This window comes from Pseudomonas sp. FG43, from assembly GCF_057809175.1.
Window position 1 is genome coordinate 59,788 of the sequence record NZ_JBMDJL010000008.1, and the last position, 23,164, is coordinate 82,951.

Annotated in this window: 21 protein-coding genes; all 21 read left to right on the forward strand. The window is 56.7% G+C overall.

All coding sequences use genetic code 11. The features are described 5' to 3' along the window. Positions 1-28: 28 nt before the first annotated feature. The 21 genes from ACODS3_RS11625 to fliL all read left to right on the forward strand — a co-directional run bounded on the left by ACODS3_RS11625 (position 29) and on the right by fliL (position 23,162). On the forward strand, positions 29-2,932 hold the full coding sequence (locus tag ACODS3_RS11625) for a glycosyltransferase (protein ID WP_489034360.1): 2,904 nt from the start codon (positions 29-31) through the stop codon (positions 2,930-2,932). A 295-nt stretch (positions 2,933-3,227) separates the two neighbouring features. Beyond that, positions 3,228-4,154: a ketoacyl-ACP synthase III gene (locus tag ACODS3_RS11630; protein WP_489034362.1), complete on the forward strand. Its 927-nt coding sequence runs from the start codon at positions 3,228-3,230 to the stop codon at positions 4,152-4,154. 331 nt (positions 4,155-4,485) lie between these two features. Beyond that, a complete protein-coding gene (locus ACODS3_RS11635) occupies positions 4,486-5,334 on the forward strand; it encodes a flagellin domain-containing protein (protein ID WP_201018430.1) in 849 nt (282 codons plus the stop codon). Positions 5,335-5,405: 71 nt separating this feature from the next. Next, positions 5,406-5,786 carry a flagellar protein FlaG gene (locus tag ACODS3_RS11640; RefSeq protein ID WP_201004720.1) on the forward strand — a complete coding sequence of 127 codons (381 nt, stop codon included), beginning with the start codon at positions 5,406-5,408 and terminating at the stop codon, positions 5,784-5,786. Between the two features lie 80 nt (positions 5,787-5,866). Continuing rightward, a complete protein-coding gene (gene fliD / locus ACODS3_RS11645) occupies positions 5,867-7,321 on the forward strand; it encodes a flagellar filament capping protein FliD (protein ID WP_489034506.1) in 1,455 nt (484 codons plus the stop codon). 118 nt (positions 7,322-7,439) lie between these two features. Beyond that, positions 7,440-7,826 carry a flagellar export chaperone FliS gene (gene fliS, locus ACODS3_RS11650; protein WP_201018431.1) on the forward strand — a complete coding sequence of 129 codons (387 nt, stop codon included), beginning with the start codon at positions 7,440-7,442 and terminating at the stop codon, positions 7,824-7,826. A gap of 27 nt (positions 7,827-7,853) precedes the next feature. After that, positions 7,854-8,150: a flagellar protein FliT gene (gene fliT, locus ACODS3_RS11655; RefSeq protein ID WP_201004719.1), complete on the forward strand. Its 297-nt coding sequence runs from the start codon at positions 7,854-7,856 to the stop codon at positions 8,148-8,150. A gap of 177 nt (positions 8,151-8,327) precedes the next feature. Continuing rightward, a complete protein-coding gene (gene fleQ, locus ACODS3_RS11660; protein WP_201004718.1) occupies positions 8,328-9,803 on the forward strand; it encodes a transcriptional regulator FleQ in 1,476 nt (491 codons plus the stop codon). Positions 9,804-9,925: 122 nt separating this feature from the next. Then, positions 9,926-11,140 (forward strand): sensor histidine kinase, encoded by a 1,215-nt coding sequence (locus ACODS3_RS11665; protein ID WP_201004715.1) that lies wholly within the window; start codon positions 9,926-9,928, stop codon positions 11,138-11,140. Beyond that, positions 11,140-12,546 (forward strand): sigma-54-dependent transcriptional regulator, encoded by a 1,407-nt coding sequence (locus tag ACODS3_RS11670; protein ID WP_489034366.1) that lies wholly within the window; start codon positions 11,140-11,142, stop codon positions 12,544-12,546. Before ACODS3_RS11665 ends, ACODS3_RS11670 begins: the two co-directional genes overlap by 1 nt. A gap of 240 nt (positions 12,547-12,786) precedes the next feature. Then, positions 12,787-13,116: a flagellar hook-basal body complex protein FliE gene (fliE, locus tag ACODS3_RS11675; RefSeq protein WP_025260897.1), complete on the forward strand. Its 330-nt coding sequence runs from the start codon at positions 12,787-12,789 to the stop codon at positions 13,114-13,116. 15 nt (positions 13,117-13,131) lie between these two features. Continuing rightward, on the forward strand, positions 13,132-14,928 hold the full coding sequence (fliF, locus tag ACODS3_RS11680) for a flagellar basal-body MS-ring/collar protein FliF (RefSeq protein WP_201004713.1): 1,797 nt from the start codon (positions 13,132-13,134) through the stop codon (positions 14,926-14,928). Continuing rightward, the gene (fliG, locus tag ACODS3_RS11685; protein ID WP_117181174.1) at positions 14,921-15,937 is read left to right on the forward strand and encodes a flagellar motor switch protein FliG; all 1,017 of its coding nucleotides are present in this window, start codon (positions 14,921-14,923) and stop codon (positions 15,935-15,937) included. Before fliF ends, fliG begins: the two co-directional genes overlap by 8 nt. 15 nt (positions 15,938-15,952) lie before the next feature. Continuing rightward, positions 15,953-16,759, forward strand: coding sequence for a flagellar assembly protein FliH (gene fliH, locus ACODS3_RS11690; RefSeq protein WP_201004712.1), 807 nt, complete (start codon positions 15,953-15,955; stop codon positions 16,757-16,759). After that, positions 16,749-18,107, forward strand: coding sequence for a flagellar protein export ATPase FliI (fliI, locus tag ACODS3_RS11695; protein ID WP_201004710.1), 1,359 nt, complete (start codon positions 16,749-16,751; stop codon positions 18,105-18,107). The genes fliH and fliI overlap by 11 nt, the downstream gene beginning before the upstream one ends. A 6-nt stretch (positions 18,108-18,113) precedes the next feature. Next, positions 18,114-18,563, forward strand: coding sequence for a flagellar export protein FliJ (gene fliJ / locus ACODS3_RS11700; protein ID WP_201018433.1), 450 nt, complete (start codon positions 18,114-18,116; stop codon positions 18,561-18,563). A gap of 59 nt (positions 18,564-18,622) precedes the next feature. Beyond that, the gene (locus ACODS3_RS11705) at positions 18,623-18,928 is read left to right on the forward strand and encodes an STAS domain-containing protein (protein WP_201018434.1); all 306 of its coding nucleotides are present in this window, start codon (positions 18,623-18,625) and stop codon (positions 18,926-18,928) included. Positions 18,929-18,933: 5 nt separating this feature from the next. Beyond that, a complete protein-coding gene (locus ACODS3_RS11710) occupies positions 18,934-20,640 on the forward strand; it encodes an ATP-binding SpoIIE family protein phosphatase (protein ID WP_489034370.1) in 1,707 nt (568 codons plus the stop codon). Positions 20,641-20,673: 33 nt separating this feature from the next. After that, positions 20,674-21,036, forward strand: a complete 363-nt coding sequence (locus tag ACODS3_RS11715; protein ID WP_304574355.1) for an Hpt domain-containing protein — start codon at positions 20,674-20,676, stop codon at positions 21,034-21,036. An 85-nt stretch (positions 21,037-21,121) separates the two neighbouring features. Beyond that, entirely contained in the window at positions 21,122-22,480 is a 1,359-nt protein-coding gene (locus ACODS3_RS11720; RefSeq protein WP_304574354.1) for a flagellar hook-length control protein FliK, read from the forward strand. A 181-nt stretch (positions 22,481-22,661) separates the two neighbouring features. Next, positions 22,662-23,162: a flagellar basal body-associated protein FliL gene (gene fliL / locus ACODS3_RS11725; protein WP_201004704.1), complete on the forward strand. Its 501-nt coding sequence runs from the start codon at positions 22,662-22,664 to the stop codon at positions 23,160-23,162. Positions 23,163-23,164: the final 2 nt, after the last annotated feature.

Genomic DNA, 23,164 nt, shown 5'->3' on the forward strand with positions numbered 1-23,164 from the left:
GAGTCATCGGTTCGCTATGGGAAAGACTATGCAAAGCAATTTCGGGAATGAAGCTACGCCGTTGAATCAGCGTCTGACACTGGTATTGCTGGCTCAGGATCAGCCGGACTTTCTGCGTCGAGCCTTGAAGTACTACAGCGACTATCCCTGTGCTCTGGTGGTTGTGGATACATCTCGGGTGCCCGATACCGAAATCGCCAAGACCCCGGGTCTTGAGTACTGGCACGATGCGGCACTCGCCGAGGCCGGTTTGAGCGCCCGGATTGCCGAGGGTATCAAACGTGTTACCACGCCTTTTGTTGCCTATCTCGATGCCGGCAGTTTCCTGTTGCCAGGCGCACTGACTGAGGCATTGCGCTTTCTTGAAGAGAATGACCAATACGGTGCTAGCCAGGGCTATAGCCTGAGCTATCAGGCCCAGGTTGGTCAGGTGGATTATCTGCGTCGCGATCGCAAGGTCATCGAGGATCATTCATCGGATCAGCCGGGTGAGCGGCTTGTCGGCTTCCTGAGGGAGGGCATTTCCTTGCTCAACGCCGTCACCCGAACTGAACTGGCCCGGCAGTGGTTCGCCGCTGTACCCGAAAATACGGATCTGCACTGGCAGGAAATCGGCTACATGGCGTATCTGGCAGCGGCTGCCAAACTGCGTGTCCTGCCCGTTCCCTATGGACTGCACTTCATTGAAAGTGAAGAAGTGCTGTCGAGTCATAATGCTGCGATCAATGCTGCGCTTACGCATATGGATCCCAAGGCCAGGGCTGGGCGCGAAGGTTTTGCCCAGACGCTGGTGTCTGTCCTGGGTTCGGCTGCGGGCTTTGCGGGCGAAGAGGGTAAAAAGCAGATTCTGGCCGGTTTTGAGGTTATGGGCGAGTCCTTGGACACTCAGAGCTTTCAAGGCAAGGAAAAAATTGTCAGTGCGGTATGGAGCGTTGCCTTCGAGCGTTCCGAGCCGCGTTTCGAGCCCCAGCAGTTCGTCGAAATGCCTTTTTACAACCAGTCATTTTTCGACGAGCTGGCAAGGATCGAGTTTCTGATTCATATCCTGCCGGCCGGTCGTCAGCAACTGGAGGGGCTGGAAGCTGCGTTACTCAAGCAGAGCGAGCTGCTGCGCCCACAAAGCAACCCCGATGCCGAGACGCTGGTCAGCCGGCTCTGGCAGGCATATGGAGCCTACGCCTTCAGTCATGGCGTTGTGCAGAAACTGGCTCAGGAGCTGGGCAAGTCTGCAGACGATGAGGAAGAGGCAGAGCGGCTCGTGGCCTGGGGCAAGCGCCTGCAGGCTGTTTCCGGCAATGACAACGGCAAACTGCTCGACGGCATGGCTTCCGGTCGTCTGCTCAAGTGGCTGGGTGCGCGCAGCCCGAGCCCTGTAGAGCTGAAGAAGCTCAATGCCCGGCTGGAGAAAAAGCCGGCGGGTTCGCAGGTCGGCATTCTGCTGCTTGATCTTGACGCCGATATTTTCAAATTGCAGGCCACTTTCGATAGCTTGATCAATGGTCATTATCGAGCGTTCAAGGTCATTGTTTTCACCACGGGTGAGCTGCCAGCGACCACCACGCTGCAAAATACCCTGCATTTCGTGAAAGTCACCGAAAGCAACTATGTCGACAAGATCAATCAGGTGGTCAAGCAGTCTCCAAGTGACTGGCTGATGCTGGCGCGTGCCGGTGAAGAGTTCACCCAAAGCGGCCTGCTCCAGGCCAGTATCGAACTGATCGACGCATCCCAATGCCGGGCGGTGGCGGTAGATGAAATCCATCGTCAGCCTAACGGTACGCTGGCACCTCTGTTCCGTCCGGGCTTCAACCTGGATCTGCTGCAAAGCCTGCCTGCGCTGATGGCGCCTCACTGGCTGATCCGCCGTGACTTGCTGGTCGAGTCCGGTGGTTACTCCCGTGAATTCCCGAAAGCGCTGGAGTTCGATCTGCTGCTGCGCTTGATCGAGCAGGGTGGCATGAGCGGATTGGCGCACCTGAGTGAGCCGGTTCTGATCTGTGAAGCGCCCGAGCTTGTGGAGAATGAAGACGAGAAAAAGGTGCTGACTCGCCATCTTGGCAAGCGCGGCTATCAGGCTGAAGTCAGTTCGATACTGCCGGGCACCTACAAGATCGACTACCGCCACACTCATCGGCCGATGGTCTCGATCCTGCTGCAAAGCCAGGACAACCTGCCGCAGTTGCAACGCTGCCTGCAAAGCATTCTGCAGCGCACCCGTTATCAGCGCTTTGAAGTGTTGATTGCCGATAACAACAGCAGTTCTCCTGAGCTGTCGACCTGGCTCGATCAGCAAGAGAAGTTGTCCAACCGGGTTCGTGTGTTCAGGTCTGACCAGCGTTTGAGCCCGGCGGTCTTGAATAACCTCGTCAGCCAGGAAGCCAAGGGCGAGTACCTGATTCTGCTTGATGCCCAGAGCCAGATCGTCAACGTTGGCTGGATCGAGTCGTTGCTCAACCAGGCCCAGCGTCCGGAAGTCGGTATCGTTGGTGTCAGGCTGGTGGATCGCGAAGGTACCGTGACGCAGGCGGGCCTGATTCTGGGCTTGAATGGCGGTGTCGGTTCAGGCTTCGTGGGTGAGTCGAAAAAATCCAGAGGCTACATGCACCGTCTGGTGGTCGAGCAGAATTACTCGGCTGTGTCCTCGGCTTGCCTGATGATCGAGAAGTCGTTGTTTGACTCGGTAGGCGGTCTGGATGAAGGTGATTTTGCCGAGGCCCTGTCCGATGTCGATTTGTGCCTCAAGGCTTCCCAGGCCGGTTATCTGACGGTCTGGACGCCCCATGTCCAGGTCGTGCATTCCGGCGTGGTGAATGCTCCTGACGAGGAGCTTGCGGCACTGATCGACAAATGGTCGGCACAGTTCGCGCATGATGAAGCTTACAGTCGCAATCTTGACCTCAATGGCCCGGGCTTCACGCTGGCTGCGCGTTAATCCTGCCTGATCAGGTGATCCGTCTGTAACGCAGGCGGATCACCTTTCCCTGGCAAGGTCAGGGGAGACGCTTTTTTCTGTTTTTCCATGCTCCACAAACCGTAAAGCACGCATCTCGGAGTGACCTGCGGGTCATAAAGTGCATCTCCACTGTATCGTGTTACAGGGAGCGACGTGCGTTCGACTTGCGTAAGCATGCACCGCCCCCTGAAAATGCCCGCAAATCGCCTCTATTCGGTAGCGCCCTGATTTCTTTGGGACGAACATTTACCTGTTTACTAATCGGGAAGCCATGATGATTGGCATAAAAAGCATAGCGAGTTACGTGCCCACAGATGGCGTGGATAACTACGCTCAAGGTGCCAGATTCGGCAAGGATGAAGAGTTCATCTTTGGGAAAATAGGCTCCACATTTCTCCCGCGCAAGGATTCCGCACAGGAGACGTCGGATCTGTGCGTGGAAGCGGTCAATAAACTGCTGGCCAACAATCCTCAGCTGACGCGCGAAAGCATCGATGTGCTCATCGTTGTCACTCAGAACGGTGACGAAGAAGGGCTGCCGCATACTGCTGCCATCGTGCAGGACAAGCTGGGCCTGTCGACCAGTGTCGCTGCGTTCGATATCTCTCTGGGTTGCTCCGGTTATGTCTACGGCATCTATGCGATCAAGGGCTTCATGGAAGCTGCGGGCCTGAAGAACGGCTTGCTGGTGACTGCCGACCCTTACTCGAAGATCGTCGACCCTGAAGATCGCAACACCACCATGCTGTTTGGCGATGCCGCCACTGCGACCTGGATGGGCGAAGATGCTCCCTGGCAGTTGGGCAAGGCCAAGTTCGGTACTGACGGTTCCGGTGCGCCGCACTTGAAGGTCAGCAATGGCGTGTTCTTCATGAATGGCCGTCAGGTCTTCAACTTCGCATTGCTTAAAGTGCCTGCGCACCTGCATGAGCTGCTGGGTGATTCCGGCCTGCAGCCTGACGATATCGATGCCTTCTGCATTCATCAGGGAAGCGCAGCCATCGTTGATGCCGTGGCGCGTCGTTTTGAAGACAAGCCCGAGAAGTTTCTCAAGGATATGGTCGAAACCGGCAATACGGTGTCTTCGAGCATTCCGCTGCTGATTGAAAAACATGTGCTCGACTCTTCCTGGAAGCGCGTTGCACTGAGCGGTTTTGGTGTCGGACTGTCCTGGGGATCGGCGATCATCTACAGAGCCTGATTCCGGCCTGTTCAAAAAAGCGCTTGCGGGGTCTCCCTCAAGCGCTTTTTTCATGAAAAAGAGTGGTTGCGTAATAGCAGCAGTTTTGAGTTTCTGCTTTTTCCATCCTCGCAAGTCCTTTCATGCAAGGCCGTTTACCGGTGTTATTTCCTCGTGAGCAGGGTCCCAAGCCCTTGTTTTATAAGGGCTGGCAGATTGCTGGCAAAAATTTTCAAAAAAATGCTCAAGCAACCTGCCACCGCGACGATAACTATTACGAAGGTTCTCTAGGCACACCCGGCGCTTGCAGGGGCCGGAAGCCACGTAGTACCCAACCAACGAGGAATTCATCATGGCTTTAACAGTAAACACCAACGTTGCATCGTTGAACGTTCAGAAGAACCTGGGTCGCGCCTCTGACGCACTGTCGACTTCGATGACTCGTCTGTCTTCCGGTCTGAAAATCAACAGCGCCAAAGACGACGCTGCCGGTCTGCAAATCTCCACCCGTATCAACTCGCAGATCAAAGGCCAGACCATGGCCATCAAGAACGCCTACGACGGTATGTCCCTGGCTCAGACCGCTGAAGGTGCTCTGCAAGAGTCCACCAACATTCTGCAGCGTATGCGTGAACTGGCTGTCCAGTCGCGAAACGACAGCAACAGCGCTACTGACCGTGACGCTCTGAACAAAGAATTCACCGCGATGAGTGAAGAACTGACTCGTATCGCAAACAGCACCAACCTGAACGGCAAGAACCTGATCGACGGTACTGCCAGCACCATGACCTTCCAGGTCGGCTCCAACACTGGCGCTTCGAACCAGATCACTCTGACTCTGAGCTCCAGCTTTGATGCGAGCACCCTGGGTGTTGGTTCGACTATCAGCATCGCCGGTTCCGACAGCGCTGATGCAGAGTTGAAATTCTCTGCTGCAATGGACGCTATCGACTCCGCTCTGTCGACCATCAACGCCACTCGTGCTGACCTCGGTGCTGCACAAAACCGTCTGACCAGCACCATCTCCAACCTGCAGAACATCAACGAAAACGCCAGTGCTGCACTGGGTCGTGTACAAGATACCGACTTCGCTGCTGAAACTGCACAGCTGACCAAGCAACAGACCCTGCAACAGGCTTCCACCTCTGTTCTGGCTCAGGCTAACCAGCTGCCTTCCGCTGTACTGAAACTGCTTCAGTAATATCGGAATGAGTTTGGCGGGGGAGTGCTTAACAGTGCTCTCTCGCTTTTTTACTTTCGGAGGTGATGGTCATGGATATGAGTGTAAAGCTGAACGTGTCTTATCCACCCGCTCAACCGGCAAGTCCTGTTGTAGCAACGGATAAGCCAGTTGATAAGCCTTCCGTCGAGCGAGTGGCTCCGACGTCCGAAAGTAAGGGTTCCGACTTGCAAAAGGACGACTCACAGGATGAGGAGAAGGTGAAAGCTGCGGCGGAAGACATTCAGAAGTTCTTTCAGTCGTTCAAGCGTAACCTCGAATTTTCGATTGACGAAGATTCTGGAAAAGTCATTGTCAAAGTGATTGCGAGTGACTCCGGTGAGGTGGTTCGACAGATTCCCAATGCGGAAATCCTGAAACTGGCCGATAGCTTGAACAACGCGCATAGCTTGTTGTTTCACGTCAAGGCCTGACTACTGGCACGAAACTTGTTGCAGGTTTTCCGATTCCTTGGAAAGGGTCAAAAGATCGGCGACATTCTTGAGGGGTAAGCATCATGGCTACAATTACAGCAAGTACAGGCATCAACTCTGGTCTGAATATCAAAGATATCGTTGATGGTCTGGTTGGGGTCGAGAAGGCTGCCAAGCAAAACCAGATCACCAGGCAGACAAGTGTCAATACTGCGGCTTCTGGTGGTGTCGATCAGCTGACTGCTGCATTGAGTGCCTTCCAGACGGCGATGAACGCTCTCAAGAGCACCACAACACCTGCCTTTCAGGGTTTTGCCGCCACTTCGGCCAATGAGTCTGTGGTCAAGGCAACTGCGGGTAATGCGGCGGTCAGTGGTACTTACTCTCTTAACGTGAGCCAGTTGGCGACCAGTTCCAAGGTTGCGACGGCTGCGCTCAATTCGTCTCAAATCAGTGCTATTCCGAGTGGTACCCTGAAAATCACTCAAAATGGCACTATTCACGAAGTCAAGATTACTTCGACTTCTACGCTGCAGCAGGTGCGTGACACGATCAACTCCACGCTCCAGGGTAAGGGTATTACGGCGAACATCATTACCGACAGCAACGGCTCTCGGTTGGTGTATAGCTCGACGACTACCGGCAAGGGCAGTGATATTTCAGTGGATGGTGGTACAGACCTCAGCATGCTGAGTGTTGATGGCACCAAGTTGATGAGCACCACCAGTACCTCGAACGACGCCAATGGCAATCCTATTCCAGGCGCCGGCGCGATTTCGGCCTTGGCCATGGATGCCGAGTTCACTATCGACGGGCTGAAGATTACCAGTGCGACCAATACGGTCAGCAATGCTGTATCCGGTCTGACGTTCGAGCTGGTGGCCAAGAGTGCCAGTAACACCGCGGACACGGCGATCACAGTGGCAACCAATACCGAGGGTTTGAAAACCTCGCTGCAGACCTTTGTCGACTCCTACAACACCTTGGCCAAGCTTGTAACGACGCTGACCAAAGGCACTGTATCTGCCGATGGGAAAAGCTTCACTGCAGCTGCCATGACCGGTGATTCGACGCCTCGTGCCTTGCTCGCGGTTGTTCGTAACCAGATTGCTACGGCGACCTCCAGCAGTGGTCTTGGGTCTCTGGCTCAGTTGGGTATCACGACACAGCAAAACGACGGTACGCTGTTTTTGAATACCACTGAATTTACTGCTGCTCTGAATGAAAAGAAGTTTGGTGGTGAGATTCAGCAGTTATTCACCGGTAGTGGTGGCTTGATCGAGCGTATGGAAAAAGCCCTCGAACCCTACACGAGGTCGGGAGGGGTTCTTGCTTCCAAGAAAACCATGCTGACTCAGGTTCAGACTCGACTCACTGCTGAGCAAGAGGCTCTTGATCGTCGTATTGATACGCTGACTGATACGCTGACCAAAAAGTACAACGCGATGGACCTGGCGGTAGGTAGGCTCAAGGCAACGGCCAGCAGTATCACCTCGATTTTCGAGGCGATGAATGCACAGAAAAACGCTTCGTAAATTAAAGATGATGCCAAGAACCCGACCCCGTGTCGGGTTTTTGCTTTTGGGCTAAAGTTTTTTGACCGTACGTCGATAGCTTGGGTATACGTAATATGGATCTGCTACGAGGCCCCCTATGAACCCGATGTTAGCACTGCGTCAGTATCAGAAGATTGGCTCCCAGGCACAGACCTCTGAAGCCAGCCCTCACCGTCTGGTTCAGATGTTGATGGAGGGTGGCCTTGACCGCATCGCCCAGGCCAAGGGCGCCATGGCGCGTAAGGATATCCCCAATAAATGCATTTTTATCGGCAAGGCCATTGGCATTGTGGGTGGGTTGCGTGAAGGACTGGATCTGGAAAACGACCCGACGCTGGTTCGCCAGGACAGTCTTTATCACTACATGATGAAGCGTCTGGCTGAAGCCAATGCCAAGAACGATGAAAAAATGCTCGATGAAGTTGCCGGCCTGCTGATTACTGTCAAGGAAGGCTGGGATGCAATCGGCGCTGTACAACAATAAGTTCGCTGTCTTCTGGAGAAAAACACCATGAGTGCTGCGCTCAAGCGTATCGAAGAAACCCGTGAAGCGTTGGTCGGGGCCTTGGCCGAGCGTGACTGGGAAGCAATCGTCAAGCTTGATCTGGCGTGCCGTGAATGTGTTGAAGCAGTTGTCAGCGAAGCGCCTGCCGATGAGCCGGGTTTGCGTAGCAATCTCGAAGAGCTGCTGGGTGTATATCGACAATTGATTGACGTTGCTACAGATGAGCGTCAGGCAATCGCCGATGAAATGACACAAATCCGCAATGCCAAAAATGCCGCGAAGGTATACCATCTGTTTGGCTAGCTTTTAATTGTCGGTTTGATTGTCCGACAATAGTTTCGCCATAAATTTGACTGTGTATGTTTTTTTGACTTAACTAGTGATGTTCACTATTTTCTGGCGTCTTATCGGATATTACGGCTGAGATGCCAAGCTGCCCCCGATCTCGGGCATTGAGTTGACTAGGGAAGTTGCTATTGCATGTGGCGTGAAATCAAGATTCTGCTAATCGATGACGATAGCCAGCGCCGCCGGGATCTGGCGGTTATCCTGAATTTTCTGGGCGAAGAAAATTTATCCTGTTCCAGCCAGGACTGGCAGCAGGTTGTCGGTTCATTGGCCTCCACTCGCGAAGTTCTCTGCGTCCTCGTGGGGAGTGTGAGCGCTCCAGGTAGCCTGCAAGGACTCCTTAAGACAGTCGCTGCATGGGATGAGTTCCTTCCCGTTCTGTTGATGGGCGAAAATTCTGCTGTCGACCTTCCCGAAGACCTGCGCCGGCGTGTGCTTTCCACCCTCGAAATGCCTCCCAGCTACAGCAAGTTGCTGGATGCTCTGCATCGTGCCCAGGTTTATCGTGAAATGTACGATCAGGCCCGAGAGCGTGGTCGGCATCGCGAGCCCAATCTGTTCCGCAGCCTGGTAGGTACCAGCCGTGCCATTCAGCACGTGCGGCAGATGATGCAGCAGGTTGCCGATACTGATGCCAGCGTGCTGATTCTGGGTGAGTCGGGTACGGGCAAGGAAGTGGTCGCTCGCAACCTGCACTATCACTCCAAGCGTCGCGACGCGCCTTTTGTTCCGGTGAACTGTGGTGCGATTCCGGCCGAGTTGCTGGAAAGCGAATTGTTCGGTCATGAGAAGGGTGCATTTACCGGGGCGATCACCAGTCGTGCCGGGCGCTTTGAACTGGCCAATGGCGGTACTCTGTTCCTCGATGAGATCGGTGACATGCCGTTGCCGATGCAGGTCAAGCTGCTGCGTGTCCTGCAGGAGCGCACTTTCGAGCGGGTCGGCAGCAACAAGACTCAAAGTATCGATGTGCGAATCATTGCTGCGACTCACAAGAATCTCGAAAACATGATCGAGATCGGCAGTTTCCGTGAAGACCTCTATTATCGTCTGAACGTTTTCCCGATCGAGATGGCGCCGCTGCGTGAGCGCGTCGAAGACATTCCGTTGCTGATGAACGAGCTTATCTCGCGCATGGAGCACGAAAAGCGCGGTTCGATCCGTTTCAATTCGGCCGCCATCATGTCGCTGTGTCGCCATGCCTGGCCGGGTAACGTTCGCGAGCTGGCCAACCTTGTGGAGCGCATGGCGATCATGCATCCATATGGTGTTATCGGTGTTGCGGAACTGCCGAAGAAATTCCGCTATGTCGACGATGAAGACGAGCAGATGGTCGACAGCCTGCGCAGTGATCTGGAAGAGCGTGTGGCTATCAATGGCCATACGCCGAACTTCGCTTCCGGCGCCGTGCTTCCACCGGAAGGTCTGGACCTCAAGGATTATCTGGGTGGTCTGGAGCAGGGTCTGATTCAGCAGGCGCTGGATGATGCAAATGGCATCGTGGCCCGTGCTGCAGAGCGTTTGCGGATTCGTCGTACAACGCTTGTGGAAAAGATGCGCAAATATGGCATGAGTCGCCGGGAAGGTGATGATCAGGCGGATGATTGACGCTTCTTCCAGGTGCCAAAAATCAAACCTCTGAATTTTCAGGGGTTTTTTTTAGGCACGAGGATTGCTAAGTCACTCTCAACATACCGTTTAATGACGGTTCGCCATGCGAGAGATGATTTATGTCCAAGGCCGCCCAAATGTCTTCTGACTTGCCCAGCCAAGCTCAACCTTCCCTGGAATTGGAAAGTCGCCAGGGGCTTGAGCAGGCGTTCTCGTTGTTTAACCAGATGTCAGCACAACTGTCTGATTCCTACGGCCTGCTGGAAACTCGCGTCGCGGAGTTGAAAGGGGAACTGGCCGAGGCTGGTGTTCAGCGTATGCAGGAGTTGGCAGAGAAAGAGCGCCTGGCCAACCGTTTGCAGAATCTTCTGGATCTACTGCCTGGTGGCGTGATCGTCATAGACGGCATGGGGGTTGTGCGCGAGGCCAATCCGGCGGCCATCGAAATGTTGGGTCAGCCTTTGCTGGGCATGTTGTGGCGTCACGTTATCAGTCGCTGCTTTGCCCCTCGTGAAGATGACGGGCACGAAATCTCTCTACGGGACGGGCGTCGTCTGTCCATTGCCACTCGATCGCTGGATGCAGAGCCGGGGCAACTGGTATTGCTCAACGATCTGACTGAAACCCGTCATCTTCAGGAGCAACTGGCGCGCCATGAGCGTTTGTCTTCTCTGGGGCGAATGGTCGCTTCTCTGGCGCATCAGATCCGCACACCTCTGTCGGCAGCCATGATCTATGCCAGTCATTTGACCGAGCAGGAGTTGCCGGTCGAAACCCAGCAGCGTTTTGCTTCGCGGCTCAAGGAGCGCTTGCATGAGCTTGAGCATCAAGTGCGTGACATGCTGGTCTTTGCGCGTGGCGAACTGCCGTTGACCGATCGCCTGACGCCGGGCGAGTTGTTCCAGGCTTTGCAGTCTGCGGCGCAGACTCATGTCCAGGATGTGGCGGTGCGCTGGCAGTGCGATTCGATTGATGGTGAGTTGCTGTGCAATCGCGACACGCTGGTGGGTGCGTTGCTCAATCTGGTGGAAAACGCAGTGCAGGCCAGTGTGGGCAGGACCCGCCTGAAAATTCATGCCTACAGCCGTGGCAATACCTTGCGCCTGTGCTTCAGTGATAACGGCGGCGGCATGGACAAGTCAGCGCTATCGCGTATTGGTGAGCCGTTTTTCACTACCAAGACGACCGGCACCGGCCTTGGTCTTGCGGTGGTCACGGCGGTAACACGGGCTCACCAGGGTGGTGTGCAGTACCGTTCCACTGTCAATCGCGGGACTTGTGCAATCGTCAGTTTGCCGTTGATTCCGGTCTGCGCCTCAGTGAGTAATAGCTGATGTCGATCAAGGTGCTGTTGGTCGAAGACGACCGTTCATTGCGCGAGGCGCTGGGTGAGACTCTTGAGTTGGCCGGATACGGCTACCGTGCGGTGGGTTCGGCTGAAGATGCCTTGCTCGCGGTGGATCAGGAGCCGTTCAGTCTGGTCATCAGTGATGTGAACATGCCGGGCATGGATGGGCATCAATTGCTGGCGCTGTTGCGCACTCGCCATCCGCAATTGCCTGTTCTGCTGATGACGGCTCATGGCGCTGTCGAGCGTGCCGTCGATGCCATGCGTCAGGGGGCGGCGGATTATCTGGTCAAGCCGTTCGAGCCGCGAGCCTTGCTGGCGTTGGTTGCCAGGCATGCGCTTGGGCGCTTGGGGCCTGTTGAAAGCGATGGGCCGATTGCTGTGGAGCCCGCCAGTATTCAGCTTCTTAATCTGGCAAGCCGGGTGGCGAAAAGCGATTCCACCGTGCTGATTTCAGGCGAGTCCGGGACCGGCAAAGAAGTATTGGCGCGATTCATTCATCAAAATTCTCCGCGTGCCGATAAGCCTTTTATCGCGATCAACTGCGCGGCGATTCCGGACAACATGCTGGAGGCGACGCTGTTCGGTCATGAGAAGGGCTCGTTTACCGGCGCCATTGCGGCGCAGGCAGGCAAGTTCGAGCAGGCTGATGGCGGTACGATCCTGCTTGATGAGATTTCTGAGATGCCCATGGGCTTGCAAGCCAAACTGTTGCGAGTGCTTCAGGAGCGGGAAGTAGAGCGTGTGGGTGCCCGTAAACCGATCAGTCTGGATATTCGGGTGCTGGCGACCACCAACCGTGATCTGGCGGGTGAAGTGTCGGCAGGGCGGTTTCGTGAGGATCTGTTTTATCGGTTATCGGTATTTCCATTGGCATGGCAGGCGCTGCGTCAAAGGACTGCCGATATTCTGCCGTTGGCTGAGCGTCTGTTGGCCAAGCACGTCAATAAAATGAAGCATGCGCCTGTGCGGTTGTCTGCCCAGGCGCAGGCGTGTCTGGTGGGATATTCGTGGCCGGGCAACGTGCGGGAACTGGATAATGCCGTGCAGCGGGCCTTGATCCTGCAGCAGGGCGGCGTGATCGAGGCCGAGGATTTCTGTCTGGCGGGACCTGTCACGGGGGCCGTGCAGTCTGTAGCTTCGCTGCCGTCGGCGCCTGTGGCTGCGGTCGACAATGTGCAGGCAGGCGCGAGTGCCGAGTCGGCTGGTGCGCTGGGGGATGATCTCAGGCGTCGTGAGTTTCAAGTGATTATTGACACGCTGCGTACTGAGCGTGGGCGTCGAAAGGAGGCGGCCGAGCGATTGGGGATCAGCCCAAGGACTTTGCGCTACAAGCTGGCGCAGATGCGTGATGCGGGCATGGATGTCGAGGGTTATCTGTTCGCGACTTGAGTTGTTCAGGCAGGTCGGGGAGGGTGATCCTTTCTTTTGGCTTTGTCGTATGAATGATGTAATTCAATGGCATATTGACGTCATTGGTGCAAGGGAAGGGGTTCACCCAGAAGGTCTGGGTCGCGGGTGAGAGCAGGGCGAAACGAGATGTCGTTATCTATTTGGCACTCTTGTTGCTATGTCTTCACTATCCGCTGAATCAGTGTCAAAAAATTGCGGGCCTTACGAGAGAAAATGTCCATGAGCCAAGGTGTTGAATTTAATCGCTTGATGTTGGATATGCGGGCCATGCAGATGGATGCCATGGCGGCCTCCAAACCAGTGACCGCTACGCCGGAAGTCGGCACCAGCAGCTTTGCCGATATGCTTGGCCAGGCCGTCAACAAGGTTTCCGAAACCCAGCAGGCCGCAGGTCAGCTGGCTAACGCATTTGAAATCGGCAAGAGTGGTGTCGATTTGACTGACGTCATGATTTCCTCACAAAAAGCCAGCGTCTCGTTTCAGGCTTTGACCCAGGTTCGTAACAAGCTGGTTCAAGCCTATCAAGACATCATGCAGATGCCGGTTTAAAGGACGTACTGAGTCATGGCCGAAGCAACAGCCGAAACCGTTCCGGCAAGAGCGGGCTCTCCAGACAAGAAGCCATTGTTTGGTCTGTCTTTTCTGGAAAATCTTTCTGAAATGACCATGCTGCGTCAGATTGGCCTCATGGTCGGTCTGGCTGCCAGCGTGGCCATTGGCTTTGCCGTGGTGCTCTGGTCCCAGCAACCCGATTACCGGCCGCTTTACGGCAGCCTGGCGGGGATGGACAGCAAGCAGATCATGGAAACCCTGACTGCCGCGAACATCTCCTATACCGTCGAGCCCAACTCCGGTGCCTTGCTGGTGAAGGCCGATGACGTGCAGCGTGCGCGTATCCAGCTGGCTCAGGCAGGTGTGGTGCAGAACGACTCCAACATCGGTTTCGAGATTCTGGACAAGGACCAGGGCTTGGGTACCAGCCAGTTCATGGAAGCCACACGCTACCGCCGTGGCCTGGAAGGTGAGCTGGCTCGCACCATTTCGTCCTTGAACAACGTCAAGGCTGCGCGTGTGCATCTGGCGATTCCAAAGAGTTCGGTCTTTGTACGCGACGATCGCAAGCCAAGTGCTTCGGTTCTGGTCGAGCTGTACGCCGGGCGCACTCTTGAGCCAAGTCAGGTCGTGGCTATCGTGAACCTGGTTGCGACCAGCGTTCCCGAACTGAGCAAATCGCAGATCACGGTTGTGGATCAGAAGGGTCACCTGCTTTCCGATCAGGCCGAAAACTCCGAGCTGACCATGGCTGGCAAGCAGTTCGACTACAGCCGTCGCATGGAAGGCATGCTGACCCAGCGCGTGCAGAATATCCTGCAACCTATTCTGGGCAGTGACCGCTACAAGGCCGAAGTCTCGGCAGTGGTGGATTTCAGCGCCGTCGAATCGACAGCCGAAAGCTTCAACCCTGACCAGCCTGCCCTGCGCAGCGAGCAGTCGGTCAATGAACAGCGCTCCAGCAGTTCCGGCCCGCAAGGTGTACCGGGTGCCTTGAGCAACCAGCCTCCAGGCCCTGCGACCGCACCCCAGACTGCCGGTGGCGGTGCTGCCGGTGCCGCAGCGGCTATCGCGCCTGGCCAGCCGCTGCTCGATGCCAATGGCCAGCAGATCATGGACCCGGCCACTGGTCAGCCAGCCCTGGCTCCGTACCCGGCCGACAAGCGTGTGCAGTCGACCAAGAACTTCGAGCTGGATCGCTCTATCAGCCACACCAAGCAACAGCAGGGTCGTCTGACTCGTCTGTCGGTGGCGGTGGTCGTCGATGACATGGTCAAGACCAACCCGGCCAATGGCGAAGTGACCCGTGCGCCATGGAGTGCTACTGATCTGGCCCGCTTCACGCGCCTGGTTCAGGATGCCGTCGGTTTCGATGCCAGCCGTGGTGACAGTGTCAGCGTGATCAACGTGCCGTTCTCTACTGAGCGCGGTGAAGTGATTCCGGAAATTCCGTTCTACTCGCAGCCATGGTTCTGGGACATCCTCAAACAGGCCGTGGGTGTGATCTTCATCCTGATTCTGGTGTTCGGTGTTCTGCGTCCAGTGCTGAACAACATCACCAGCGGCAAGGGTAAGGAGCTGGGCGGGTTCGGCGACTCGGAGCTGGGTGGCTTCGGTGGTATGGGCGGCGGTGGCATGGATGGCGAACTGTCCAATGACCGCGTCAGCCTGGGTGGTCCGCAAAGTATCCTGCTGCCTAGCCCGACCGAGGGTTATGACGCACAGTTGAATGCAATCAAGAGTTTGGTGGCCGAAGACCCGGGTCGTGTGGCCCAGGTTGTGAAAGAGTGGATTAACACTGATGAATGATCGAGCCGTCGTAGCCAAACTGAGCAGGGTGGAGAAGGCAGCCGTGCTGCTGCTTTCTCTGGGTGAAACCGATGCGGCCCAGGTGCTTCGGCACATGGGACCAAAGGAAGTCCAGAAAGTGGGTGTGGCCATGGCTCAGATGCGCAACGTGCATCGCGAGCAGGTCGAAGAGGTCATGAGCGAGTTCGTCGATATCGTCGGCGACCAGACCAGCCTTGGCGTTGGTTCTGATGGCTATATCCGCAAGATGCTCACCCAGGCCCTGGGCGAAGACAAGGCCAACGGCCTGATCGACCGTATTCTGCTGGGTGGCAACACCAGCGGCCTGGACAGCCTCAAGTGGATGGAGCCGCGTGCGGTCGCCGATGTGATCCGTTTCGAGCACCCGCAGATCCAGGCGATTGTGGTGGCGTATCTGGATGCCGACCAGGCGGGTGAAGTGCTTGGGCATTTCGACCATAAGGTGCGTCTGGACATCATCCTGCGCGTTTCATCGCTCAATACCGTTCAACCGGCAGCTCTCAAGGAGCTCAACCAGATTCTCGAGAAGCAGTTCTCCGGCAACGCAAACACTTCGCGTACTACCCTGGGTGGTATCAAGCGCGCTGCCGACATCATGAACTTCCTCGACAGTTCTATCGAAGGCGCGCTCATGGATTCGATCCGCGAGGTCGATGAAGACCTGTCGGTGCAGATCGAAGACCTCATGTTCGTGTTCAACAACCTGTCCGACGTGGACGACCGTGGTATCCAGGCGCTGCTGCGCGAAGTGTCTTCGGACGTACTGGTGCTTGCGCTCAAGGGTTCGGACGAGGCGATCAAGGAAAAGATCTTCAAGAACATGTCCAAGCGTGCTGCCGAACTGTTGCGCGACGACCTGGAAGCCAAGGGTCCGGTGCGTGTCAGCGACGTGGAAACCGCACAGAAAGAAATCCTCACCATTGCACGTCGTATGGCCGAGGCCGGCGAGATCGTGCTCGGTGGCAAAGGTGGCGAGGAAATGATCTAAGGATTGCCCTGACTCATGTCCAGCTCCAGTAAAGAATCGGTTAGCGATCTTATTCGCGCCAAGGATGTCGTTGGTTTCGACATGTGGTCATTGCCCAGCTTTGACCCACATAAAGAACCTGAGCCGGAACCCGAGCCGGAGCCAGTGGAGGAAGAACCTGCCGAAATGGAAGAAGTTCCATTGGAGGAGGTTCAGCCGCTGACCCTGGAAGAGCTGGAAAGCATTCGCCAGGAAGCCTGGAACGAAGGGTTCGCCACGGGCGAAAAAGAAGGCTTTCACAGCACACAACTCAAGGTTCGCCAGGAAGCGGAAGTGGCGCTGGCGGCCAAGATCGCCAGCCTTGAGCAGTTGATGCTCAATCTGCTGGAGCCGGTTGCCGAGCAGGACACGCAGATCGAAAAGGCGGTTATCCACCTTGTCGAGCACATCGCGCGTCAGGTCATTCAGCGCGAGTTGCAGACTGACTCGCAGCAGATCGCCCATGTCTTGCGTGACTCCTTGAAACTGCTGCCGATGGGCGCGCAGAACCTGCGTATCTTTATCAATCCGCAAGACTTCGGGCTCGTCAAGGCGTTGCGTGAGCGCCATGAGGAAAGCTGGAAAATCCTTGAGGACGATAGCCTGTTGCCCGGCGGCTGCCGGATCGAAACCGAACATAGTCGCATCGATGCCAGTGTCGAGACGCGCATTTCCCTGGCCATCTCCAAAATGTACGACCAATTGCACGAGCAGGTCGCACACCCCGGCGCAGCCGATCTGAATATCGAACTGACCGGCACTCCTGCCAGTGCAGTCGATATCGAGAAAAACGATGCGCCTTGATCGCACCAGCTTCGGCAAGCGCCTGGGCTCGTATGCCGACTCCATCACCTTGCCTGCCCAGCCGGTGGTGGAAGGGCGCCTGCTGCGCATGGTCGGCCTGACCCTCGAAGCCGAAGGGTTGCGTGCAGCCATGGGCAGTCGCTGTGTGGTGATCAACGATGACAGCCATCATCCGGTCGAAGTTGATGCCGAGGTGATGGGCTTTTCGGGTAACAAGGTATTCCTGATGCCTGTGGGCAGTGTGGCGGGTATCGCGCCGGGTGCGCGGGTTGTACCGCTTGCCGATACCGGACGCCTGCCGATGGGCATGAGCATGCTGGGTCGTGTACTCGATGGTGCCGGTCGACCGCTGGACGGACGTCCGCCCATCAAGGCCGAAGACTGGGTGCCCATGGACGGCCCGGCCATCAACCCGCTCAAGCGTGACCCCATCAGCCAGCCGCTGGATGTGGGGATTCGCTGTATCAACGGATTATTGACGGTCGGTCGCGGCCAGCGTCTCGGCCTGTTTGCCGGTACTGGCGTGGGCAAGAGTGTGCTCCTGGGCATGATGACGCGCTTTACCGAGGCGGACATTATTATCGTCGGCCTGATCGGTGAGCGGGGTCGTGAGGTCAAGGAGTTCATCGAGCATATCCTCGGAGAAGAGGGGCTCAAGCGCTCTGTCGTCGTGGCTTCGCCTGCCGACGATGCACCGCTCATGCGTCTGCGCGCTGCCATGTATTGCACGCGCATTGCCGAGTATTTCCGTGACCGGGGCAAGAATGTTCTGCTGCTGATGGACTCTCTGACCCGTTTTGCCCAGGCCCAGCGGGAAATCGCCCTGGCCATCGGTGAGCCGCCTGCAACCAAGGGTTATCCGCCTTCGGTATTTGCCCGTTTGCCCAAGCTGGTCGAGCGTGCCGGTAATGCCGAGGCCGGTGGTGGTTCCATCACCGCGTTCTATACGGTGCTGTCCGAAGGTGACGATCAACAGGACCCGATTGCCGACTCTGCGCGGGGTGTGCTTGACGGTCATATCGTGTTGTCCCGGCGTCTGGCCGAGGAGGGGCATTACCCGGCCATCGATATTGAAGCTTCCATCAGTCGGGTCATGCCGGCGGTTGTCAGCCCTGATCACATGGGGCGTGCGCAGTTCTTCAAACAGCTGTGGTCCCGTTATCAGCAGAGTCGCGATTTGATCAGCGTGGGTGCCTATGTGGCAGGTGGCGACCGGGAAACCGACACGGCCATTGCCCTGCAACCCGCCCTTGCGCGTTACCTGCGCCAGGGTTTGCGCGACAACGAAAGCATGCAGGCCAGCAGCGATGCACTGGCGGCCGTGTTCGCTCCGGCTCCTGGCGGCTGATAGATCATGGCCCAGAGTCGTGCGGCGCGTCTGGCGCCCGTGGTCGAGATGGCAGAGGCCGCCGAGCGTACGGCGGCCCAGCGTCTGGGGCACTTTCAGGGGCAGGTCAACCTGGCCTACAGCAAGCTTGAAGAGCTGGAGCGGTTCCGCCTGAGTTATCAGGAACAATGGATCAACCAGGGCAGTAACGGTGTGTCCGGCCAATGGCTGACCAACTACCAGCGCTTTCTCAATCAGTTGGAGACTGCCGTCGGCCAGCAGAACAAGAGCCTGGAGTGGCACAAGGTCAACCTCGAAAAGGCTCGTGGTGCCTGGCAGGAGTGTTATGCGCGAGTCGAGGGGCTGCGCAAGCTGGTGCAGCGCTATATCGACGAAGCGCGTCAACTTGAAGACAAGCGCGAGCAGAAGCTGCTCGATGAGTTGTCCCAGCGCCTGCCGCGCCATGAGCAGTATTGATATGTCGATTCTCTCGGCTACGCTTGCGAGAGGTGTGATGGCGTACTTCAGGAATCCTTATGGCGAAGATCACTTCCGGGCTTTCTCAAGACGGTCAGCAACTGACCGTATTCATTGAGGGGCGTTTCGATTTTTCCACTCATCAAGATTTTCGCGGTGCTTATGAAGGGCATGCTGGCAGCCTGAGTTACGTGGTGGATCTGGGGGGAACTCACTATCTGGACAGTTCGGCACTGGGCATGCTGTTGCTGCTGCGTGATCACGCCGGCGGTGATGATGCCGTGGTGCGACTGGCCAATTGCACACCCGATATCGTCAAGATTCTCACCATTTCCAATTTCTCGAAGCTGTTCCAGCTGAGTTGACGCCCTTGTCCTCGGCATTCAGGGGGTTGTGCATACTGATCGCCGATGACAGCGCCAGTGATCGTCTGCTGCTGTCGACCATCATCGGGCGGTTGGGCCATAGAGTCCTGAGTGCGGCCAATGGCATCGAAGCATTGGCGATATTCGAGACCGAGCGGCCGCAGCTGATCCTGATGGACGCGATGATGCCGGTCATGGATGGTTTCGAGGCGGCGCGGCGTATCAAGAGCCTGTCCGGCGAGTCGCTGGTCCCGATCATCTTTCTGACGTCTCTCACTGAAGGCGAAGCCTTGGCACGCTGCCTGGATGCCGGTGGTGATGACTTCATTTCCAAGCCCTATAACCCGCTGGTTCTGGCTGCCAAGATCAATGCCATGAACCGGCTGAGGCTGTTGCAGGAAACCGTCCTGCATCAGCGCGACCTGATCGCCAGGCATCATGACTACCTGCTCAACGAACAGCGCGTCGCCAAGGCCGTATTCGATCAGGTAGCGCATTCGGGGTGTCTGGGGGCGGACAATATCCGCTATCTGCAATCGCCTTACGCGCTGTTCAATGGCGACCTGATGCTTGCTGCCTACACGCCGGCCGGGAATATGCATGTATTGCTCGGTGATTTCACCGGCCATGGCCTGCCTGCGGCAGTGGGAGCGATGCCCTTGGCCGAAGTGTTTTACGGCATGACCGCCAAGGGCTACGGCGTGTCTGAAATGCTTCGGGAAATGAATGCCAAGCTCAAGCGCATCCTGCCGGTAGACATGTTCTGCTGTGCAGCGCTGCTCTCGGTCGATCTCAAGCAGCAACAAGTCGAGATATGGAATGGCGGGTTGCCGGATGCTTATCTGTTGCGAGTGACCGATGGCAGTCACTTGCCGATGGTGTCGCGGCATTTGCCGCTTGGGATACTGAGTGCCAGTTCTTTCGATGACCGGACGGAGGTTTATCCGCTGTCGACGGGGGATCGCATTTTTCTGCTGTCCGATGGCGTGCTGGATACCAGCAACAATCGCGAAGAGTTGTTTGGTGTGCAGCGCCTGCGTGAAGTCCTGACGGCAAACCGTCAGCCGCCCTTGTTGATTGAGGAGATTCTTCAGGCGCTGAACGATTTTGGCGGACGTGCCCGTGATGACGTCAGCATGCTGGAAATCAGTGTCATCGATGAGGCGCAGGACACACCGGCGGTATCGAATTATTTCGAGAGTGCGGCGTCGCGCCCTCTGGACTGGTCGGTCAGCTTCGAGTTTCGGGCTTCGACTCTGCGCCGATTCAATCCTTTGCCCTATCTGATGCAGTTATTGCTTGAGGTGCCAGCGCTTCAGGCGCAGAGTGCTGCGCTGCATAGCGTTCTCACCGAGCTGTACAGCAATGCGCTGGAGCATGGTGTGTTGGGGCTGGATTCGGCACTCAAGCAGGATGCCACCGGATTTGCCCGCTATTATAAAGAGCGGACGGAGCGTCTGGAGGCGTTGCAGTCGGGCTTCATTCGCGTGCATCTGCAGGTCGAGCCTGTAGAGCAGGGTGGTCGGCTGACTGTTCGTGTCGAAGACAGTGGCCAGGGGTTCGATGTGCAGGAGGTGCTTGCCATGCCGCCTTCGCTGGATGGGCTGCATGGTCGTGGTCTGAAGTTGATTCGTGAGTTGAGCCAGCAGGCGCAATGGTCTAAGGACGGCCGGGTTGCTTGCGTGGAATTTTTCTGGAGAGCAATGGCATAATCGCCTGCAGAGTCTTGATCAAGGAGTGAGCAAGTGTCGATTCATCTGGATTACAGCGTGTTAAGCGTTTTGCAGGAAGTCATGGAAGACGAATATCCAACGTTGCTCGATGTTTTCCTCAAGGATTCCGAGCAGCGCGTGACTCAATTGCGTCGGGCTGTCGATACCGAGATGCTGGACCTGCAGGAGTTGAGCCTGACGGCTCATAGCTTCAAGGGCAGCAGCAGCAATATGGGCGCCTTGCTCTTGTCGGATCTGTGTCGCCAGCTTGAAGAGCGTGCTCGTCAGCAGCAGCGCGCAGGCCTCGAAGAGTTGATTGGCAGGATCGACAGCGAGTACCTGACCATCCGCCGGTTATTCGACGCCGAGCGCCAATTGTTCATCGGACAAACCTGATTTCCCCCTGTCTCCGCTTTCTGGCAAAACTGGCCCGTATCTTGCTGTCATTCGGGTAACCAGCTGCTTATGTGCGGAGATCGAAATGCCCCTTGCCCCTAACGTGCTTCTTCAGGCCAATGTGACTGCGGCGTCAAAGTCCAGTGCGGCCAATAATGCGATCAAGTCTGCTGACAGCGGCAAGGGCGATGCTTCCAGCTTTTCCAATGTCTACGCCAAGCAGGCCAAGGACAAGGTCGCTGATCGCAACGATACTGCGGTCAAGCCTGCGCGTGACAAGTCCGTTCCTGAAAAGGACAAGACGGTCGCTGGCAAAGACAAGACCGACACTGACACGGCAACTGCCGCTGATGACTCGACCGTTGCCGAAAGCGGCAAGGGCTTGCCTGCCGACTCGGCCAGTGCCAGCACCGATGACAAGTCTCATGCCGAGGGTGAAGCGGTCGCCGAGGTGGTCACGCCTGTGGTCACCGATCCCGCGCTTGATCCGGCATTGCAGCTCGCTGCTGCCCAGACGCCTGTTACGTCGGCGGCAAAGGCTGACGTCGATGCGGTCCAGGCATTACCGGTCGTGGCGGCGTTGTCCGTGGCGGCGCCTGTTGCTGAAGATGATTCGTTCGACCCTGAGGCCGATCCGCTGGACGGCTTGCATGCGGTGCAGCTTGCGCTGGAAAACGCCAACTCCAAGGCGCAGGCGGCGCAACAGGCTCATGCGTCGGGTCGGACAAACAATGCCGATAATGACCCGAGTCAAAATGTTGCCAATAACCTGGCGGCCTTGAGCGAGCAGTTGCCGTCGGACGAGAGCAGCACCGAAAGCAGCGACAAGTCGTTCAGCAACCTGATCAGCGACGGCCTGAAAGACACCAAGAGCGTCACTGGCGATACGCGGGTCGATAACTTCGCCGAGCGTCTGGCGGCCTTGAGTCAGGCTGCGCAGCCTGCCAGGACTGCGGCTTCGCCTGCGCCTCTGATCAACCAGCCTCTGGCCATGAACCAGAGCGGCTGGAGCGAAGGGATCGTTGATCGCGTGATGTACCTGTCGAGCCAGAACCTGAAGTCGGCTGAAATCAAGCTGGAACCTGCCGAGCTTGGTCGTCTGGACATTCGCGTCAATATGGCGCCGGAGCAACAGACCCAGGTGACCTTCATGAGCGCCCATATGGGTGTGCGCGAAGCGCTGGAAAGCCAGATGTCACGCTTGCGTGAGTCGTTTGTGCAGCAGGGGCTTGGTCAGGTGGATGTCAACGTATCCGACCAGTCTCAGCAGCAAGCCCAGCAGCAGGCGCAGGAACAGGCCAGTCGCGCACAGCGCGGTGGCCGTAGCGGTGGTTCGGGTTCCGGTGACGGGCAGGACGATACCGCTGTTGCCGACGCCGCCACTCCGGTCAGCCAGCCAGCGGCTCGCGTGATCGGCTCCAGCGAGATCGATTTCTACGCTTGATTGATCTTTTCTCAAATGAATTCGCTCCTGCACCCGCAGGAGCGAATTCATTCGCGATAAACCTCCGCATATGTAACGAATTCATTCACGCTCACGCCTTCCTCTTCGCAACTCTGGCATAACACTTGCTCTGCCTCTCTCACGCATCAGCGAACCCCTTGAATAGTGACGGATTATTGGCATGGCGAAGAGCGAAGAAGTTAAAGACCCCGCTTCCAAAGGCAAACTCAAGCTCATCATCGTCGCAGTCGTGGCTTTATTGCTTGCTGTAGGCCTCTCGGTAGGCGCGACCTGGTTCATCATGCACAAGTCTGCGAGCGCGCCTGATCCGGCGGCGGTAGCGGCGGCAGCCAACGTCAAGCCAGTGGCAGTCTTTGAAGCCCTGACTCCGGCGTTCGTGGTCAACTTCAATTCCAATGGTCGTCAGCGTTACATGCAGGTCAGCATCACCATGCTGGCGCGCAATGCTGCGGACATGGAGGCCTTGAAGGTTCATATGCCGGTCATTCGCAACAATCTGGTGATGTTGTTCGCTGCGATTCCTTTCGAGTCGCTGGCCACGCCAATCGGCCAGGAAATGCTGCGTCAGAAAGCGACCGCCAGCATCCAGGAAGTGGCACAGAAAGAACTCGGCAAGACCGTGATCGAACAGTTGCTCTTCACTAACTTCGTATTGCAGTAGGA